Here is a 17,990-nt window from a genome sequence, read left to right on the forward strand (position 1 = left end):
CGATCAGTGGCCGGGTCCCGCTTGCGCCAGCCCGGCCAGCAGTTCCTGGGCGCGGTGGGCGAACAGATGGGCCTCGCGTTCGATGGACAGCGCCTGGGCGCGCTCGGCGACGGTCCGGACGTCCGCGACCGGCTCGCCGCGGGCCTGTAGCAGCCGGGCCCGCAGCAGGATCAGCAGGCCCTCGGCGTATCGCTGGCCGTGGGCGTCGAGGAACACGTCGGCCTGGTCGAGGGCCGCCGCGGCCTCGTCCAGCCGCCCGGCCGCCAGCCACATTTCGGCGAGCAGCCCGCACCAGGTGGCCAGACCCGAACGCGGCGGGTCGAGCAGCGCCGCAGCGATGAGATCTTGCGCCTGTGCCGCCGCACCGGCCGGGTCCTCGCCGGTCACGGCGCGTGCCCAGCAGTGGGCCAGCCGCTGGTAGCTGCCGAGGAACACGAAGGAGTGCTCCGGATCCACGGCGATTCCCCGCTCCGCCGCGCGCAGCGCCCAGGCCGGGTCCCCGGCCAGCGCCGCGACCGTGACGGCGAACGCGGCCCAGACCGTGACCGCATAGGAATCGTCGCCCGCGGCCGCCTCGAGCGTGTCGAGCAGCGTCCGGGACGCGTCGGCGTCACCGTGCAGCGCGGTCATCAGCGCGAGCATCACGGGTGAGAGCAACTGCAGATCGTGCCGCAGCGGGTCCTTCTCGCGCTGGGCCAGGTCATCGAGCATGGTCGAGTTGGACTGGCTCAGGTATCTGAACGCCTCGCCGATGTTGCCGACGTCCCACTGGTGGATGCCCCAGGCGTGCAGGCCGTACGCGCGCACGACCGGGTCGGCGGACGCCTCGCCCTGCTCGAGCAGCCGGCGCGCCAGCCGGCCGCCACGGTCGAGCTGGATGCCCTGGGAGTACGCGGCCCAGCGGGAGAAGAGCAGGTCGGCGGCCTCCCGTTCCCACCCGAGGCCGCGCGCCAGGTGCTCGGCCCGCTTCTGCAGGTCGAGCGCCGAGCCGACGTACCCCGACCGCATCCCGTTCACCGCGATGAGCTGCGACAGGGCGGACAGCTCCAGCTCCGCCAACCCCGCTGTCCGCGCCACCTGCGCGGCGGACACCAGCCGCCGCGCGGCAGCCTCCAGCGCCGACTTGCCCGCCGCACAGCGGCCCGCGCGCACCAGCGCGTCCGCGGTCCGGTCCGGATCCGCCAGCGGGCCGGCAGCCCACAGGTGATGGGCAAGGCGCTCGGCGACAGGCTCGTCGTCCGGCGCGGTGCGCTCCAGGGCGTCCGCGACACGCAGGTGCAGCCGAGGCGCACACCGCGGCGGCGTGGTGCTGACGACCGACTCGCGGACCAGGTCGTGCGGGAAGCGGAACGAGAACGGATCGCCGGGTGCGGGCTCGAGCAGGCCGAGGGCCTCCAGCGGCTCGAGACGGTCGAGACAGGTCTGCACGTCAAGGCCGGCGGCGCGGGCGAGCAGAGCGAGGTCGACATCCCGGCCGATGAGAGCGGCGATCTTCAACAGGTCGTCGGCATCGTCGCCGAGGTCGGCCATCCGGCCCCGGACGACGTCCCGCACGGTGGACGGCATCCCGGCCCGCGCCGCAGCCTCCTCGGTGAGCTCACCACCGTCGGCCAGGAACCGGGACAACTCCCGGACGAAGAACGGGTTACCGGCGGTACGGAGATGGATGCCGCGAGCGGCGCCGAGTCCAGGGGCCTGGCCGGTCTCGCGGCGGACGAGCTCCGCCACCTCGGCCGGACCGAGTGGGCCGAGCCGGACCCGGCGATGCCGGGGCAGCCGGCTCGCGGCTGCGAGCATCCGCGCCAGCTCCGAGCCGGGCACGGGCGCGCGATCGCGGAGCGCGCCGATGACCACCGTGCCGCCCGGTAACCGAGCCGCCAGGTGCCCGAACAGGTACAGCGAGGCGATGTCGGCCCATTGGAGGTCATCGACGACGAGCACCACCGGCTGCAGCGCCGAGACCTGGCCGACGAGGGCGACAGCCTGCTCGAACAGGCGGAACTGGGCGCCGCTGTCCGGCAGCACCGGCGTGCCGGGAGCGCCGACGCGCGGCTCCACGAGACGGCCGAGCTCGCCTGCCTGCCACTCCTCCCGCGCCGCGGTCGGCAGCCTCTCAAGGACCGCGCCGACAGCCTGCACCCACGGCCACATCGACGGCGTGCCGTCTCCCTCGAGACAGCGGCCCCACACGACCAGCGTGCCGCGCCGGTCCGCCTCGGCGCTGATCTCTTCCAGCAGGCGGGTCTTGCCCGCCCCCGGCTCGCCCTCGATGAGGATGAGCCCCGTGCCTCCGGTAAGTGCTGACTCCACCGCATGCCGCAGTACCGCGAGCTCCTCGACCCGGCCGACCAGACCGCTGGTGCGCGGCGTCCCGAGGGCAGGGGCCGGCTGCTGCTCGGTGGGCGTTTCCGCGGTGCGGCCGGCGATCGTGGGCTGATCCAGTACCTGCCGGTGCGCGGCCAGCAACGCCGGGCCGGGTTCGATGCCGAGTTCCTCGGCGAGCCGTGCGCGAACCGTCTGGAGAACCGACAGCGCTTCCGCCTGCTGACCGGCGGCGCCCAGGATGGTGACGAGACTGGCTTGCACGGTTTCGTGCAACGGCGCCATCCAAGCGGCCAGGTACAAGGGCTGGAGCACACGCTCAGGCCGGCCCCGCGACACCGCGAGCCGGGCCGCCGCCACGCACGCGTCGAAGAACTCGCCGTCCAGCGCGGCGAAGATCGACATTGCGGCCGGACCGTGGGAGAGCCCGTCCCCTGCTGAGCCGTGCCAGAGCCCCAGCGCCCGCACGTAACAGTCGAGCGCCACGTCGGGGCGCTGCTCCGCGAGAGCGGTCCTGGCCGCCTCGATGAGTTCTCTGAAGGCGAGGACGTCGAGCATGTCGGCGTCAGCCGTGAACAGGTAACTGTTACCTCGGCGCTGCAGGTACGCGCCGTTGGTGCGGGCCGGCAACGCCGGCTCGAGTAACCGCCGGAGCGAGCCCACGTACTTCTGGAGGATGTTGACAACCGAGGCCGGGGCGTCGTCGCCCCAGATCAGGTCGATCAACTCGCTCATGCTGATCAGCTTGCCCGCGCGGGCAAGGAGCAGCGCGAGCAGGTAGGCCTGTTGCCGCGGCCCGGCGTCCAGCTCGACGCCGTCCCGCCACAGCCGTAACGGACCGAGAATCTGCATCCGCAGGTGTCCGCCGGAGGACGACCGTCCTGCGCCACTCGCATTGCCGGAAGACGACCATGTGGCCATGTCTGTTCCTACTCCCGAACTGTTGATCAGATTGCTGATCCCGGTCACCGGCCGGTCGCGATCGGCAGCCGGCTGCCGCCACCCGCTGTCCATGGTGAGCGAGTGCCCGCGTCCGGGGAACTGCTTGAGGTCGGTGATCGCGGAGGAGTCGACGGGAATGGCGACAGGAACAGCCGCGCCCCGATCTCCCGGCTGCTCAGACCGGTGGCAGCCAGCTCTGATCGAGCATCACCATCTGGAGCAGGGTCATCACGCTGGTGACCGCGCCGGACTCCACCTCCCGGTCGACCATGCGCAGCAGGAACGGCCGATGATCGCCCAGCACGCCCAGGTAGCACCGAACCGGTCGAACAGCGCGTCGGTGCGCGCCCAGCGGGCCGGGTCGACGGCGAACTGGCTGATCGCCAGCAGCAGGAGCGACGGCTCAGTTCCGCGGCATGGGTAAGCCAACTGATCGCGATCGCGGCGCCGCCGCGCCTGGTCGCCGAGACAGCCGCCACTTCGAGGGCCGCCGCGACGTCGTCGTCAGGATCGACGGTGGCGGCGGCCAGGTGCACGGCCCGCCGTTCCGGGCTGTCGCGGTGCAGCTCGGCAAGGTCGGCGTGGGCGGCGTGGCGCTCGTTCGGCGTCGCGGCCTGCACGACGGCCGACCGCACGAGGGGATGCCGGAACACCGGCTCCCCGCTGTCCGGATCCGGGGCCAGCAGGCCCCGCCGCGCCCAGGAACTGCCGCGACGACTCGGGTCAGGGACTGACGGCTGATCGGAATGCCGACCGGACCGCCCAGATGTGGATCACCAGCCCGACACCCCAGCCCACGATCGACCACAGGGGCCAGAAGAAATGGTCCGGGGTGAGGAGCCACCACAGGACGACCTGGGCCAGATTGGCAACGACGTACCAGAAAACGTGGGCCCGCAGGCCCCATCTCATCGCGCGTTCGCTTTTATGCATGTTCACTCGCCGCCTTTTCGATGAGGGCCACGGTCGGGCCCGGACGTGAGACGAACACCAGGTGCGAGGCGCCCTCGACCACCTGGACCTTCGCGCCGGAGCGCCGGGCCATGAACTCCTGCGCCGCCGGCGGGATGATCCGGTCGGCGCCGCTGATCAGGTTGTAGCTCGGGATCGTGTGCCAGGCCTGCGGGCCGGCGGCGGGCTCGCCGAGGGCGGCGCCGGTGGCCGGGCGCTGCGCGATCGCGAAGAGCGCGGCTTCCTCGGCGGGCACATCCCCCGCGAAATGGGCGTGGAACACCCGCGGGTCGATGTAGAGGTCGACCTGCCCTCCGGGCAGCGGTACGGGTTTGAGGGACTCGCTCACGGTGCTGCCTGGGAACTTCTCGACCAGCCCCTGTGCGCTCTCGCCCGTCTCCGGCACGAACGCCGCCAGGTAGACCAGCGCCTTCACCTCGGGGTTCCCGGTGGCGGCGGTGGAGATGACGGCGCCGCCGTACGAGTGGCCGACCAGCACGATCGGTCCCTCGATGCTGTCCAGCAGCGCCTTGACCTGCCCCGCGTCGAAGGAGAGCCCTCGAAGCGGGTTCGGCGCGGCGACGACCGGATAGCCGTCGGCGACGAGCCGCTTGACGATCGTGGTGAAGCCGCTGCCGTCCGCGAAGGCTCCGTGCACGAGCACGATCGTCGGTCTCTTGTATGCCATTGCCCCACCTCTCATGACGTGATGTCGGAAAGCTACGGCGGTGCACTGAACGGGAAATGGACGGGAACGAGCGCCGTTCCGCGGCGGGATTCCCCGATCGTTCCGTCCGCGTCAAGTCGGCTCCGCCAATCTGACTCCCGGAGGACGGACAAGCCAAGGGGCGTGGATGGCCGCGTACGAGGAAGCCGACGTCGTCGTGATCGGTTCGGGTATGGGCGGTCTCGCCGCGGCCCGTACGATCGCGCAGTTCGGCGGGAAACGGGTTCTTGTTCTCGAGCAGCACTACACGCTCGGCGGGATGACGCACGAGTTCTCCCGGGCCGGGCAATACCAGTTCGGCACCGGGCTGCACTACATCAGCGCGAACGCCGGCCCGTTCCTCGAGTTCATGACGGACGGGCGGGTGCAGCTCTCGCCGTTGCCGGACGACTACGACGTCCTGCACTTCCCGGGGTTCGATTTCGCCGTCCCCGCCACGAAGGAACGGTTCCGGGCGCGTCTCGCGGAACGGTTCCCGGCCGAGGCCGACGCCATCGACGGCTTCTTCCGAACCACGCGCCGGGCCATGTCCGGGCTCGCGGCGCGCAATGTCTTCGCGTCCTTCCCCGCCGGCGTACGAAGAATGGGTTCACCCATCATCGAGCGGCTCTTCCCGTCGACGTACCAATCGTTGAGGGACCAGCTCTCCCGCAGTTTCCGCGACCCGCGGCTGCAGGCGGTTCTCGCCGCGCGGTGGGGTCTTTACGGCACTCCGCCCGCATCGAGCGCGTTCGGCTATCACGCCGCGGTCCCGCTGACCTTCTTCATGGAAGGGACAGCGCACCCCGTGGGCGGGCCCAAGGAGCTCTGCCGGATCATTCTGGAGATTCTTGAGCGGTACGGCGTGGTGCTGCGCCCCCGGCAACGGGTCAACGAGATCGTTGTCGAGCGGGGCAAGGTGGCCGGTGTCGACGTCGAGGACACCGCCACCGGCCGGCGCTACCAGGTACGAACGAACACCGTCGTCTCGGCGGCCGGGGTACGCAACACGTACGCCCTGATCGGGAGGAGCCGGGAACTGGCGGACCTGCCCGGGGAACCGTCGGCGGTCATGCTGTTCCTCGGGATGGACCGGTCGCCGGCCACATTCGGGATACGCGGCGAGAACCACTGGTTCATGCCGGACCTCGACGACCACGACGGCTTCCATCGCCCACCCGGGGAAGGCACGCTGTACGTCTCGTTCGCCTCGCTCAACAACCCGGCCGCCCGGTTCCACACGGTGGAGGTACTGGAACTCGTCGATCCCAGGGTGGTCGACCAGTGGCGCGGGACGCCCGCGGAAGAGCGACCGGAAAGCTACCGCAAGCTCAAGGACGACCTGACCGGGCGGCTGATCACCCGCCTGGAGGAACAGTGGCCCGGCTTCCGGGAGGCGATCGCGTTCGCCGAGCTCGCGACGCCGCTGTCGTTCGAGACCTATCAGCACAGCGTTCTCGGCTCCTTCTACGGTCTCGCGGCGACTCCCCAGCGGCTGCGGTCACCGCGCGCGGGATGCCGCACGCCCGTCAAGGGTCTCTTCGTGGCCGGGCAGGACGCCTGGGGCTCCGGCGTGGTCGGGGCGCTGGCCGGCGGGCTGATGGCCGCGAACGCGGTGCTCAAGCCGCGGCAGCTCGGAACCATGTGGCGAGCCATCCGCTCCGGCGGGGTGGCCCCGGACCCGGCCGCGCCCTGGCACGGATACCTGCGGGTGGCCGCGATCGAGAAGCTGACCCCAACGGTCCGGCGGATCCGCCTCGAACCCCTGGACACCGGCGCGATGCCGTTCTCCTTCACCGCCGGGCAGTACCTGAAGGTCTACCTGCCCGTCGCCGTCGAGCCGATCGAACGCTCGTACTCGATCTGTAGTGGCCCCGGGGAGAACGGCTTCGTCGAGATCGCGGTCAAGCACGAGCCCGACGGGCTCGGCTCGACCTTCCTGCACAAAGAACTGGCGGTCGGCCAGGCGTTGCGGGTGAGCGGCCCGCACGGCGCGTTCACTTGCGATCCCGCATATGACCTCACGGCCGGAACGCTGTTGCTGATCGCCGGGGGCGTGGGGATCACGCCACTGATGAGTGTGCTGTTCGCGGCCGCCGACGCTGCTCACACCGGGCGGATCGTGTTGCTGGCCAGCTTTCGGACCGAGGACGAGGTCGCCTTCCGGCTGGAGATCGAGGCGCTGCGGGAACGCCTGTCCGGGCTCGAGGTGTCGATCTTTGTGACCGGGCGGAACGGCCGGATCGGCGTCGAGGTGCTCCGCGCGTACGCCGAAGACGCCTACCGAGTCCACCTCTGCGGACCGGCATCGATGATGCAGGACCTGATCGGTCACCTGACGGAACTGCGGGTGCCGCGCGAGGCCATCCACACCGAGGCGTTCGTGTCCGGCCGGAGCAACGAGACCCGCCGGGAGAAGGCGCACGCCATCGCCCTGGCCGCCGCGGCGGCCGACGTCACCGAGTTCACCATCGGCATGGCCGGTGGCGACCCGGAGTTCCCCTGCCGCCCCGGGCAGTCGGTCCTCGACGCCGCCAACGCCGCCGGCGTGCCGCTGCCCCAGTCGTGCGGCGAAGGCGCTTGCGGCACCTGCCGCGTACGGGTCATCTCCGGCGCCTACGAGACCGACACCCGGGGGATGTTCTCCAACGACGAACTGACCGCGGGCTGGCGGCTGGCCTGCCAGACCCTACCCACCGAGGACCTGATGATCGCCCCTTAGAAGCGCCGGCAGGTACGGAACCACCGCACGCGCGATCAGGCAACGTTCGCCCTGCGAGGTCCCTGTGGTAGGTTCGCTGTCGCCATGCAGCAGCTGTGTACTGAAGCCGGCTGCGTACCGAAGGAGGTGAGACCGATCAACGCTGTGACAGATCGGGGCTCCCTCCCTCGCATGGGCTAGGGAGCGCCCGCGGAAGGCATTCCCGAAAGGCTCTGAAACGCCATGCGCTTCACTTCCAGCTCCCAGACGTCGTCGGACGGCGTCACCGAACAGCTGTTCACCATCGGTGAGATTCCCGGTGTGCTGTGGACACCGGAACACGCCACCGGCCCCCGCCCCCTGATCCTGGTAGGGCATGGCGGCGGACAGCACAAGAAGGCCCCCGGAATCCCGGCCCGCGCGGGCCGTCTCGTCGGCGAAGGCGGTTTCGCCGTCGCCGCGATCGACGCGCCCAACCACGGGGACCGGCCGAAAGACGAGGAGTTCGTCAGGTTCGTGACCGAGAACCGGGGCCGGCTCGGCGCCGGTGAGGACACCGCCGCAGTGGTCGCCACCTTGCACGAGCTCATGGCCGGCCAAGCCGTCGCCGATTGGCAGGCGGTCATCACCGCGGTACAGGAACTCGACCACGTGGGTGCCGGCCCGGTCGGCTATTGGGGGATGTCGATGGGCTGCGGGCTCGGCGTGCCGCTGCTCGCCGCCGAACCGCGGGTGCGCGCCGCGGTGCTGGGCCTGCTCGGCGTGGACGGGCTGGCCGAGACCGCTGCCCGGGTCACGGTCCCGGTGCGGTTCCTGCTCCAGTGGGACGACGACCTGGTCCCGCGGGCCAAGGGCCTGGCGCTGTTCGACGCTCTGGGGTCGGCTGAGAAGACGCTGCACGCCAACCCCGGCAAGCACGGGGAGATGCCTGCGTTCGAGATTGACAGCTCGCTGCGGTTCTTCGCCCGGCACCTTGGCTAGGGCCGCTGCCGCGTAGCTCGCGACGCACCGGTCGGGGCTTCGTTCCCGGCCGGCGCGTCCGCGCCGACAACCACGTCACCGACCCGCGCCTGAGGACGCGGCGTCAGGCTCGGCTCAGGACGTCGTCCAATGGCGTCCACTCGAACCCATGCGCCTCGGCCACCGGCTCGCTGGTCAGGCGTCCCTCATGTGTGCTCAGGCCGAGCGCGAGCGTGCGGTCCTCGCGCATGGCCCGCGCCCAGCCCTGGTCGGCGATCACCAGGGCGTACGGCAGCGTGACGTTGGTCAGGGCGAACGTCGAGGTGTACGGCACCGCGCCCGGCATGTTGGCCACGCAGTAGAAGATCGAGTCGTGCACCCGGTACGTCGGCTCCGCGTGGGTGGTGGGGTGGGAGTCCTCGAAGCAGCCGCCCTGGTCGATCGAGATGTCGACCAGTACGGAGCCGGGCTTCATCCGGCGGACCAGTTCGTTGGTCACCAGCTTGGGCGCCTTCGCGCCGGGCACCAGGACCGCGCCGATGACCAGGTCGGCCTCGCGTACGGCCCTGTTGATCTCCAGGGTGTTGGAGGCGACCGTCTGGCAGTGGCCCCGGTAGATGATGTCGGCCTGGCGGAGTTTGTCGATGTTCCGGTCGAGGAGGATGACCTCGGCCTGCATGCCGAGGGCGATGGCCGCCGCGTTCATGCCCGACACGCCGGCGCCGATCACCACGACGTGTGCCGCGCGCACGCCGGAGACGCCGCCCATCAGCACGCCTCTGCCGCCCTGGGAGCGCATCAGGTGGTACGCGCCGACCTGCGGCGCGAGCCGTCCCGCGACCTCCGACATGGGGGCGAGCAGCGGGAGCGCGCCGTTCGGCGTCTGTACGGTCTCGTAGGCGATCCCGGTGACACCCGAGTCGAGCATCGCCCGGGTACAGGCCCGGGAGGCGGCCAGGTGCAGGTAGGTGAACAGGATCTGGCCCTTGCGCATCCGGTGGTATTCCTCGGAGATCGGCTCCTTCACCTTCAGCACCAGGTCGGACCCGGCCCAGACGTCGTCGGCCCGGGCGAGGATGACGGCGCCGGCCGATGCGAAGTCGGCGTCGGGGACCGAGGAGCCGAGGCCCGCCTCGTGCTCGACGTAGACCTGGTGGCCGTGCCGTACCAGCTCGTGGACTCCCGCGGGGGTGAGTGCGACGCGGTGCTCGTTGTCCTTGACCTCGCGGGGAACACCGACCTTCATACCTCCACTTTCTTCCGGACGGCCGGGAGGATCCATCGACAATCTGTAACTCTTTCTCCATTCTTCACCGCTTTTTACGGGAAGATGGGGAATGTTTGGCTGATTACCCCGCTTCGGCCTGTCCTCGATAGGCTCACCGGCAGCCCGAACGTCAGGATGGGGTCGCCAACGATGGAGATGCCGGAAGAGCCGCCGCCCGCGGCGCCCGGAGAGCCCAAGGCCAGCAGATTAACCACCATCGTGTTGATCGTCTCGCTGGTCGTCTTCGTGCTCATCGCCGGGGTGCTGGGCACGGTCGCCGTCCTGATGACCAAGAGTCCCGACGCGCCGTTTCTGGGCGCCATCCCGCCGCAGCGGCTGGCGACGCCGATCCACTTCGCGCCGGTCCGGGAGACCAAGCCGGCGCCGTGCCCGGGTGACACGGCCGTGCTCGACAAGGAGCAGACCACCTGTTACCTGCTGGAGGACGGCGTCACGGTCAACGCCGTGCAGCGGATCGAGGCGGTACGCGAGAAGGACGGCACCTACTCGGTGCGCATCGCGATCGCACCCGCGTTCAAGCAGAAGGTGTCGGACCTCATCGACGAGCTGGTGACCGACCAGCGGCAGGTGGCGGTCGTCCTGGTGCCCAAGACCGTCCTGGCGGCGCCGATCGTCACGCAGCCCATGGACGGTGACAGCCTGAGCATCGCGGGCTTGGACAAGGAGGAGGCCGAGTCGCTGGCCGCCAGCCTGCTCAGCGCCTCACCGACCGCCGGAGCACCGGCCGATGGGGCACCGACCTCCGCCGCGCCAACGAATGGGGCGCCGACCGGTGGAGCGCCGACGGGTGGAGCGCCGACCTCGGACCCGGCCGGCACCGGGGTGCCGAACCCGGGCACCACGAGTACGGGAGCACCGAACACGGGAGCCACCACCACGGGCGCACCCAACGCGGGAGCCCCGACCTCGGCCACCTCCGCCACGGACGACCGCGCCACCTCTCCCGTCCGCGGCACCCAGAAACCCCTGGACCCGCACTACGCCAGCTGCAAGGAGGCCGTCGCCGCCGGCGACGGCCCCTACACAAAGGGCCGCCACCCCGAGTACATCTGGTACCCCGACGTCGACAAGAACGGCGTGGCCTGCAACACCGCCGACATCCGCTAGGTTCTAGCGCTGTCCCGCGAGCCACGCGTCGAAGGTGGTCGGCGCGATGCGGGCACCGTCGCCGGGCAGCAGCACGTTGCCCGCCATCGACGGCCCGAACAACCCCGACCACGTCGGCACGAGTTTCATCTCCAGCCCGCGCGCCTGGTTGGTGCGCCGGGCCATGTCGACGAGGTCCTGCGGCTCGGGCCCCGCGACGTCCACGTAGCGCCCGCTCGGCGCGCCCACCGTGATCTCGGCCAATACGCCGGCCACGTCCGCCGGTGCGATCGGCTGGATGAGCAGTGGCGCGATGGTGGCGACACCGTCCTGCTCGGTCCAGCTCGCCACCATCGCGGCGAAGTCGTGGAACTGCGTGGCCGGGACGATCGTCCACGGCACCGGTCCGGCGGCCACCAGGCGTTCCTGCTCCCGCTTGCCGGCATAGTGCGCGTTGCCCTCGACCTGGTCGATCCCGACGATCGAGAGCAGCACGTGGTGCCGGACGCCGGCCCGCTGCTCGGCGGCGAGCAGGTTGCGTGTGGTGGCGGCGAAGTACGCCACCGTCTCGTCCAGGTCGGCCGCCGGGCCGTTGGTGACGTCGATGACCGCCTCGACCCCGGTGAGGGCGTCGTCGAGCCCGTCACCGGTGACGAGGTCCACGCCGAGCGAGCGGCTGATGGGTATGACATCGTGTCCCTCCCGGTTGAGGGCGGCGACGGTCAGGGAACCGATGTTCCCGGTCGCGCCGGCGACTGCGATCCGCATGGTGATCTCTCCTTCACTCCGATACGCGCCGACCCTATCTCGGACTAAACAGATCCTCAATGTCCGGGATATGCTGGAGCCCGTGAAGCTGCCTGTGAGCACCGAATGGCTGTTGCACTGCGCCACGACGCTGGCGCAGCTCGAGCCTGGGGCAACCGCGTCGGCCGCGCAGCTCGCGGATTACTACGACCTGCCCTCGCCCTATCTCGCCAAGCAGTTGCAGGCGCTCGTCAAGGCTGGGGTGTTGTCGGCTACGACGGGCCCGCGCGGCGGGTTCCGGCTCGGGCGGCCGGCTTCCGAGATCACGCTGCTCCAGATCGTGGAGGCGGTCGACGGCGCGTCCGCACCGTACGAGTGCCGCGAGATCCGCCAGCGGGGGCGGGGTGCGTTGCTGGCAGAGGAGTGCCAGAGCGTCTGCATCCTCGCCGCCAAGATGCGCGAGGCGCACGACGCGTGGCGGCGCAGCCTCGACGGGGTCTCGCTGGCCGACATCCTCACCACGCTGCCCCCGACGGCGCCGGCCCGGACCCGATCACGCCTGGCGAGCACGACGCGCCCCGCTAACTGAACAGCTCCTCCAGCGCGGTGATCCCGAAATAGGCCACGAAGATCAGCGAGACCACCCACAACAGCCACGGGATCTCGTGGAACTTCCCCCGAGCCGCCTTGAGCAGCGTGTAGGTGATCACCCCGGCTCCGACCCCGTTCGTGATCGAGTAGGTGAACGGCATCAGCGCGATCGTCAGGAACGCGGGTACGGCCAGCTCCGGATCGCCCCAGGGCACGTTCCTGCTCTGCGTCATCATCAACGCCCCGACCAGCACCAGCGCGGGCGCCGCCGCGGCCGCGGGCACCATCCCGGCCAGCGGCGTGAACAGCAGGGCCAGACCCAGCAGCGCCCCGGTCACCACGCTGGCCAGCCCGGTCCGCGCCCCCTCGCCCACGCCGGCGGCCGACTCCACGAAGACGGTGTTCGCCGACGCGCTGACCGTCCCGCCGACCATGCCCGCGACGCCGTCCACGGTGAGGATCCGGCCCAGCCGCGGCACCCGCCCCTGCTCGTCCACCAGCCCGGCCTCGTCGCTGACGCCGATGATCGTGCCCATCGCGTCGAAGAACCCGGACAGCACCAGCGTGAACAGCACCACGGCCGCCGTCAGCGCCCCCGCACTCACGAATCCCCCGAACAGCTCGAAGCGCCCCACCAGCCCGAAGTCGGGCGCGGCGATCAGTGACGCCGGCATCCGGGGTACCACCACGCCCCACGACTTGGGGTCGATGGTGGCCAGCGAGTTCACCACGACGGCCAGCACGGCGGTCACCGCGATGCTGATGAGGATGGCCGCCGGGGTCCTGCGCACGTACAGGACGATCATCAGGAGCAGCCCGAAGCAGAACACCGTGACGGGCCAGCCCGACAGGTGCCCGGTCGCGCCGAGCTGCACGGGAGTGCCGGAGCCCGGCGCCACGAAACCCGCGTCGACCAGCCCGATCAGCGCGATGAACAGCCCGATCCCCACGCTGATCGCGTGTTTGAGCGCCAGCGGGATCGCGTTCATGATCAGGGTGCGCAGGCCGGTCACGGCCAGGATGATGATCGCGAGACCTTCGAGGACGACCAGGCCCATCGCCTGGGCCCAGGTCATGAACGGCGCGGCCTGGTAGGCCACCACCGCGTTCAGGCCGAGCCCGGCCGCCAGCCCGAACGGCGCGTTGCCGATGAACGCCATGAGCAGCGTCGAGATGGCCGCCGCCAGCGCGGTCGAGGTGGTGAGCTGAGTGATGGAGAGCCTGGCACCGGTGATGTCACGGGCTCCGGCCAGGATGATCGGGTTGAGCAGGATGATGTAGGCCATCGCCATGAACGTGGTGACCCCGCCGCGCACCTCGCGGCCGACCGTCGTCGATCGGCCGGAGAGCTCGAAGAACTTGTCGAGCACGGCCATCCCCCCTCGCGATCAAGGGGGAGTGCCGGATGCCCTACCCGGCCCGCAACGTGATCACGCTTCAGGCCGCTGGTACGTCATGCTTCGTGCTTGCCGCCGCCCACCAGGGCGACGAACTCCTCCAGGCCGATCCGGCCATCGCCGTCCTTGTCGGCGGCGTCGATGAACGCGCTGATCTCACCGTCGTCGACGCCGTGCCCGCCGAGGGCCGCGTTGACCTGCCTGATCTCGCTGGTCGACAGCCGGCCGTCGCCGTCGGCGTCGAACCGCTCGAACTCCGCCTTGGCAGCGTCACGTGCGCTGGTCATCGGATTCCTCCCCGTAGTCAATCCGCCGGTTACAGGGCGATATCTTCGGGTCTGATGGGAACGCGCGTCAACCGGCGCCCGGTCGCCGCCCGCACCGCCGCCGCGATCGCGGGCGTGGACGAGAGCGTCGGGGGCTCACCCGCGCCACGCAGGCCGTACGGCGCGGCGGGGTCGGGATTTTCGAGGATTTTCAGCGCCATCGGCGGCATGTCGAGGATGGTGGGGATCAGGTAGTCGGTGAACGACGGGTTCAGCAGCCGCCCGTCACGCATCTGGATCTCCTCCATCAGCGCCAGCCCGAGCCCCTGCGCCGAGCCGCCGTGGATCTGGCCCTCCAGCGCCTGCGGGTTCAGGATCCGCCCGACATCCTGTACGGCCGCCAGCTCGACCACCTTGACCAGGCCCAGCTCGACGTCCACGTCCACCACGGCCCGGTGCACGCACAGGGCGAGCTGGGTGTGCGAGTCGCCCTGCCCGGTCTCGGGGTCCATCGGGAACGTGGGCCGATGCCGGTACTCCCGCGTCTCCTCGATCGGCCCGTACTTCTCCAGCGCCTCCCTGGCGGGCAGCCCCTCGAAGCGCGCCCGTACCGCCTCGCAGGCCGCCTTCACCGCTCCGCCGGTGACGTACGACTGCCGGGAGGCCGAGGACGAGCCCGCCGAGCCCACCGTCGTGTCGGCCGTGGCCACGGTCACGTCCTCGACGCCCAGCTCGGTCCTGGCGATCTGGGCCTGGATCGTCACCAGGCCCTGGCCCACCTCGGCCGCCGCGGTGTGCACGGTGACGTGCGGTTCGCCGCCGATCAGCTCGGCCCGGACCCTGGCCGTCGAGTAGTCGTCGAAGCCTTCGGAGAAGCAGATGTTCTTGATGCCGACGCCGTAGCCGACGCCGCGCCGTACGGACTCGCCGTGGGTGGTCTGTGAGACGCCGCCCGGCAACGCGCGCAGATCGGTTCCCCCGGACGGCGGCAGGGGCATCGCGGCGAGCTCGCGGAGCATGCCGGCCAGTGGCGCGGGTGAGTCGATGATCTGGCCGGTGATCAGCGACGAGCCCTGCGACACCGCGTTGCGCACCCGGATCTCGATGGGCGACAGGCCGCACGCCTCGGCCAGGAGATCCATCTGCGACTCGTAGGCGTAGCACGCCTGCACCGCGCCGAACCCGCGCATCGCCCCGCACGGCGGGTTGTTGGTGTAGACGCCGGTGGCGTCGATCCGGACGTTCGGCACCTCGTACGGACCGGCGCCGAGCGAGGCGGCGTTGCCGACCACGGCGGGGGAGGAGGAGCAGTACGCGCCGCCGTCGAGCAGGATGTCGGCCTTGACGTAGACGAGCTTGCCGTCGCGGGTGGCGCCGTGCTCGTAGCGCATCCAGGCGGGGTGGCGGTGCACGTGGCCGTAGAACGACTCCTCCCGGCTGTAGACGATCTTCACGGGGCGGTTCAGCCGGAGCGCCAGCATGCAGGCGTGGGCCTGCATCGACAGGTCCTCACGGGCGCCGAACGCGCCGCCGACGCCCGACAGCGTCAGTCGTACCTTCTCCGGCGGCAGGCCGAGGCAGGGGGCGAGCTGGTCGCGGTCCACGTGCAGCCACTGGGTGGCGATGTACAGGTCCACGCCGCCGTCCTCGGCGGGGACGGCCAGGCCGGACTCGGGACCGAGGAACGCCTGGTCCTGCATGCCGACCTCGTATTCGGCCGTCACCACGACGTCCGCCTCGAAGGTGTCGCCCACCCGCACCGGCTGGTGGCGGACGAAATCCCGGGACTCGCGGGGGTCTGTCACGGCGGGGCGGGGCTCGTACTCGACCACGATCGCCGCGGCGGCCCTGCGCGCGGTCTCCGGATGGTCGGCGCCCACCAGCGCGACCGGTTCGCCCTGGTAGCGGACCTGGTCGATGGCGAGCACGGGCTGGTCCTTCAGCTCCAGGCCGTAGAACTTCTCGCCGGGCACGTCCTCGTGCGTCAGCACCGTGAACACCCCGGGGATCGCCAGCGCGGGCCCGACGTCGATCGACCGGATCCACGCCGAGGCATGCGGGCTGCGTAGCGTCGCGCCCCACACCATGCCGTCGAGCCACAGGTCGGAGGCGTACGCGAACGCGCCGGTCACCTTCAGCGTCGCGTCGGGGCGCCGCGCGCTCTCGCCCACGCCCAGGGACCCGAGCTGCCGCGTCCCGGTCTCCGTTTCGGTCATCCTCCGAGTAGAGCACCAGCGTGCGGGCGGTCCTATGCGTGTGACGTTAAATCGGGGTCAGAGCTTGCCCGATCGACTTGTATATTCCTCCAAGTGCGCATCAGTGACCTGCTGGCCGTCGGCGAGCTGCGCCTCAGGCTCCTGGCCGGCGACCCGGCCACGGAGTTCACCGGCGTGCACATCACCGACCTGCCCGAGCCCGGACGTTACCTGTCGGGCGGGGAGCTGGTGCTGACGGGGATGATGTGGCGCGGCACGCCGGACGACGCCGCCCGCTTCGTCGCCGCGCTGGTCGACGCCGGGGTGGCCGCGCTCGGGGCGGGCCAGGCGTGGCTCGGCCACATCCCCGACGACGTCGTGGCGGCCTGCGCGGCGGCCGGGCTGACGCTCATCGAGGTGCCCACCGAGGTCTCCTTCCGTACGGTCGCCGAGCTCGTCGTGCCCCGCCTGTCCGGCGACGTGCGCGACGCGCTCGGCCGCCACCGCCGGCTGCTCGCCGCCGTCGCCGAGGGCGCCGCGCTGCCGGAGCTGTTCGCGTTGACCGCGGCCGAGCTCGGCGTCACAGGCGCCGTCGTCTCCGCCTCCGGCCAGGTGATCGTGGGTTCCCTCGATGATCCGGCAGGGCCGGCCCGCGCGTACCTGACGGCGTCCCGGCTGCCCTGCGTCGTCGGCGAGCACACGATCTTCGGCGTCGGGCGCGGCCACCGGGCCGCGGGCTGGGTGCTGGTCTGCGACGGCGACCTGCTGGACCGGCCCGATCTCGGCTACGAGCTGGCGGCCTGCGTCGCGCTCGAGCGCAGCCGGATGGAGGAGGGCCGCCGGGTCGAACGGCGGCTGGCCGCGCAGCTCGTCACGGCCGCGCTGGCGGAGGCGGGGCCGGCCGAGCTGGACGCCGGGCTCCGCACCTGCGGGCTCGACGCCGCCGAGCCGTACGCGATCGTGAACGTCACCGTTCTCCCGGCGGGCAGGCCGGGCGGGCCGGATCCGGTGGGCGGGACGGACGCGGCGGCGCTGGGCGGGCAGGTGGTGGAGGAGCTGCTGGGCCGCGAGGTCGTCGCGGCGGTACGGCCGGACGGCGCGGTGGCGCTGGTGCCGTTGCGGGGCTCGACGGTGAGCGGGCTGGCCGGGCGGTTGCGCGCCGGGGTGGAGGTGCTCTCCGCGCTGCCCGGCACGCGGGTCTGCCTCGGATTGAGCGGTGCGCTCACCGGTGCGGCGGCTGTGAAGGGCGGGGCCGAGGAGGCCGGGCACGCCAGGCGGCTGGCGGAGGCGCGGGATGGCGGCGTGGTGACCAGCGACGAGATCTACACCCACGCCCTGCTGCTGGCCACCACCCCCGGCGATGTGCGGCGCTCGTTCGCCGATCGGCTGCTCGCACCACTGCTCGACTACGACGGGCGGCACCAGTCGGAGCTGGTGCGGACGCTCAGCACGTTTCTCGACTGCGCCGGCTCGTGGAACGCGTGCGCCGAGCGGATGCATGTGCACGTCAACACGGTCCGCTATCGGATCAGACGGGTGGAGGACCTGACCGGCCGCGATCTGTCGACGATGACAGATCGCGTGGACTTCTTCCTGGCCCTCCGGGCGGGTTGACGTTCGGTGATGTTCAGCGAACCGTCAGCCCGGCAGAAGCTAGCAGCACTGGATGACGTCGAAGGTGCCAAGGGGAGACGTATTGGCGTTTGCGGCCGTAACATTGGTGGTTGCGACCAGAACAGTCGCAATCATGGCAGCAAGTGCTGACACGATAAGACGCGTGCGCATGTGAGGGCTCCCTCGCCTATGTGTAGAGCGTTGTCATCATCTCAAGGAGCGGC

At 70.9% G+C, this 17,990-nt stretch carries 15 protein-coding genes; 6 read left to right on the forward strand and 9 right to left on the reverse strand.

The window, feature by feature from the left end; translation table 11 throughout:
• Nucleotides 1-3 precede the first annotated feature (3 nt).
• Nucleotides 4-3,174: a BTAD domain-containing putative transcriptional regulator gene (locus tag AB0F17_RS06545; RefSeq protein ID WP_358017242.1), complete on the reverse strand. Its 3,171-nt coding sequence runs from the start codon at nucleotides 3,172-3,174 to the stop codon at nucleotides 4-6.
• A 265-nt stretch (nucleotides 3,175-3,439) separates the two neighbouring features.
• Nucleotides 3,440-3,568, reverse strand: a complete 129-nt coding sequence (locus AB0F17_RS06550) for a hypothetical protein (protein ID WP_358017245.1) — start codon at nucleotides 3,566-3,568, stop codon at nucleotides 3,440-3,442.
• 112 nt (nucleotides 3,569-3,680) lie between these two features.
• Between AB0F17_RS06550 and AB0F17_RS06555 the strand changes: the two genes are divergently transcribed.
• Entirely contained in the window at nucleotides 3,681-3,998 is a 318-nt protein-coding gene (locus tag AB0F17_RS06555; protein WP_358017248.1) for a hypothetical protein, read from the forward strand.
• On the opposite strand, the gene AB0F17_RS06560 is transcribed toward AB0F17_RS06555, so the two are convergent.
• Together AB0F17_RS06560 and AB0F17_RS06565 are read right to left on the reverse strand one after the other, a co-directional pair.
• Entirely contained in the window at nucleotides 3,988-4,197 is a 210-nt protein-coding gene (locus AB0F17_RS06560) for a 2TM domain-containing protein (RefSeq protein WP_358017251.1), read from the reverse strand. The two genes, AB0F17_RS06555 and AB0F17_RS06560, sit on opposite strands and share 11 nt — an antisense overlap.
• Nucleotides 4,190-4,903, reverse strand: coding sequence for an alpha/beta hydrolase (locus AB0F17_RS06565; RefSeq protein WP_358017254.1), 714 nt, complete (start codon nucleotides 4,901-4,903; stop codon nucleotides 4,190-4,192). Before AB0F17_RS06565 ends, AB0F17_RS06560 begins: the two co-directional genes overlap by 8 nt.
• Before the next feature lie 166 nt (nucleotides 4,904-5,069).
• On the opposite strand from AB0F17_RS06565, the gene AB0F17_RS06570 reads away from it, so the two are divergent.
• Nucleotides 5,070-7,643 (forward strand): FAD-dependent oxidoreductase, encoded by a 2,574-nt coding sequence (locus AB0F17_RS06570; protein WP_358017257.1) that lies wholly within the window; start codon nucleotides 5,070-5,072, stop codon nucleotides 7,641-7,643.
• 222 nt (nucleotides 7,644-7,865) lie between these two features.
• Nucleotides 7,866-8,603 (forward strand): alpha/beta hydrolase, encoded by a 738-nt coding sequence (locus AB0F17_RS06575; protein ID WP_358017260.1) that lies wholly within the window; start codon nucleotides 7,866-7,868, stop codon nucleotides 8,601-8,603.
• Between the two features lie 103 nt (nucleotides 8,604-8,706).
• On the opposite strand, the gene ald is transcribed toward AB0F17_RS06575, so the two are convergent.
• Nucleotides 8,707-9,828: an alanine dehydrogenase gene (ald, locus tag AB0F17_RS06580; RefSeq protein ID WP_358017263.1), complete on the reverse strand. Its 1,122-nt coding sequence runs from the start codon at nucleotides 9,826-9,828 to the stop codon at nucleotides 8,707-8,709.
• Nucleotides 9,829-9,999: 171 nt separating this feature from the next.
• On the opposite strand from ald, the gene AB0F17_RS06585 reads away from it, so the two are divergent.
• A complete protein-coding gene (locus tag AB0F17_RS06585) occupies nucleotides 10,000-10,977 on the forward strand; it encodes an excalibur calcium-binding domain-containing protein (protein ID WP_358017266.1) in 978 nt (325 codons plus the stop codon).
• A gap of 3 nt (nucleotides 10,978-10,980) precedes the next feature.
• Here the strand turns inward: AB0F17_RS06585 and AB0F17_RS06590 are convergent, their stop codons facing one another.
• Entirely contained in the window at nucleotides 10,981-11,724 is a 744-nt protein-coding gene (locus AB0F17_RS06590; protein WP_358017269.1) for an NAD(P)H-binding protein, read from the reverse strand.
• An 82-nt stretch (nucleotides 11,725-11,806) separates the two neighbouring features.
• Here AB0F17_RS06590 and AB0F17_RS06595 point away from each other — a divergent pair, with 82 nt between their 5' ends.
• Nucleotides 11,807-12,292: an Rrf2 family transcriptional regulator gene (locus tag AB0F17_RS06595; protein ID WP_358017272.1), complete on the forward strand. Its 486-nt coding sequence runs from the start codon at nucleotides 11,807-11,809 to the stop codon at nucleotides 12,290-12,292.
• On the opposite strand, the gene AB0F17_RS06600 is transcribed toward AB0F17_RS06595, so the two are convergent.
• The 3 genes from AB0F17_RS06600 to AB0F17_RS06610 all read right to left on the reverse strand — a co-directional run bounded on the left by AB0F17_RS06600 (nucleotide 12,285) and on the right by AB0F17_RS06610 (nucleotide 16,173).
• Nucleotides 12,285-13,670, reverse strand: a complete 1,386-nt coding sequence (locus AB0F17_RS06600; RefSeq protein WP_358017275.1) for an NCS2 family permease — start codon at nucleotides 13,668-13,670, stop codon at nucleotides 12,285-12,287. The two genes, AB0F17_RS06595 and AB0F17_RS06600, sit on opposite strands and share 8 nt — an antisense overlap.
• Nucleotides 13,671-13,747: 77 nt before the next feature.
• Nucleotides 13,748-13,978, reverse strand: coding sequence for an EF-hand domain-containing protein (locus AB0F17_RS06605; protein WP_358017278.1), 231 nt, complete (start codon nucleotides 13,976-13,978; stop codon nucleotides 13,748-13,750).
• 29 nt (nucleotides 13,979-14,007) lie between these two features.
• Nucleotides 14,008-16,173, reverse strand: coding sequence for a molybdopterin cofactor-binding domain-containing protein (locus tag AB0F17_RS06610; RefSeq protein WP_358017281.1), 2,166 nt, complete (start codon nucleotides 16,171-16,173; stop codon nucleotides 14,008-14,010).
• 93 nt (nucleotides 16,174-16,266) lie between these two features.
• Between AB0F17_RS06610 and AB0F17_RS06615 the strand changes: the two genes are divergently transcribed.
• Entirely contained in the window at nucleotides 16,267-17,766 is a 1,500-nt protein-coding gene (locus AB0F17_RS06615) for a helix-turn-helix domain-containing protein (RefSeq protein ID WP_358017284.1), read from the forward strand.
• Nucleotides 17,767-17,990 lie beyond the last annotated feature (224 nt).

Origin of the sequence: Nonomuraea sp. NPDC026600, from assembly GCF_040638335.1 — a bacterium.
GTDB lineage: Bacteria > Actinomycetota > Actinomycetes > Streptosporangiales > Streptosporangiaceae > Nonomuraea.

Bases quoted from the DNA above. Each gene is read 5' to 3' on its own strand.
- AB0F17_RS06545 (WP_358017242.1), bottom strand. From the start codon at position 3,174: ATGCAGATTCTCGGTCCGTTACGGCTGTGGCGGGACGGCGTCGAGCTG.
- AB0F17_RS06555 (WP_358017248.1), top strand. From the start codon at position 3,681: ATGGGTAAGCCAACTGATCGCGATCGCGGCGCCGCCGCGCCTGGTCGC.
- AB0F17_RS06560 (WP_358017251.1), bottom strand. From the start codon at position 4,197: ATGCATAAAAGCGAACGCGCGATGAGATGGGGCCTGCGGGCCCACGTT.
- AB0F17_RS06565 (WP_358017254.1), bottom strand. From the start codon at position 4,903: ATGGCATACAAGAGACCGACGATCGTGCTCGTGCACGGAGCCTTCGCG.
- AB0F17_RS06570 (WP_358017257.1), top strand. From the start codon at position 5,070: ATGGCCGCGTACGAGGAAGCCGACGTCGTCGTGATCGGTTCGGGTATG.
- AB0F17_RS06575 (WP_358017260.1), top strand. From the start codon at position 7,866: ATGCGCTTCACTTCCAGCTCCCAGACGTCGTCGGACGGCGTCACCGAA.
- ald (WP_358017263.1), bottom strand. From the start codon at position 9,828: ATGAAGGTCGGTGTTCCCCGCGAGGTCAAGGACAACGAGCACCGCGTC.
- AB0F17_RS06585 (WP_358017266.1), top strand. From the start codon at position 10,000: ATGGAGATGCCGGAAGAGCCGCCGCCCGCGGCGCCCGGAGAGCCCAAG.
- AB0F17_RS06590 (WP_358017269.1), bottom strand. From the start codon at position 11,724: ATGCGGATCGCAGTCGCCGGCGCGACCGGGAACATCGGTTCCCTGACC.
- AB0F17_RS06600 (WP_358017275.1), bottom strand. From the start codon at position 13,670: ATGGCCGTGCTCGACAAGTTCTTCGAGCTCTCCGGCCGATCGACGACG.
- AB0F17_RS06605 (WP_358017278.1), bottom strand. From the start codon at position 13,978: ATGACCAGCGCACGTGACGCTGCCAAGGCGGAGTTCGAGCGGTTCGAC.
- AB0F17_RS06610 (WP_358017281.1), bottom strand. From the start codon at position 16,173: ATGACCGAAACGGAGACCGGGACGCGGCAGCTCGGGTCCCTGGGCGTG.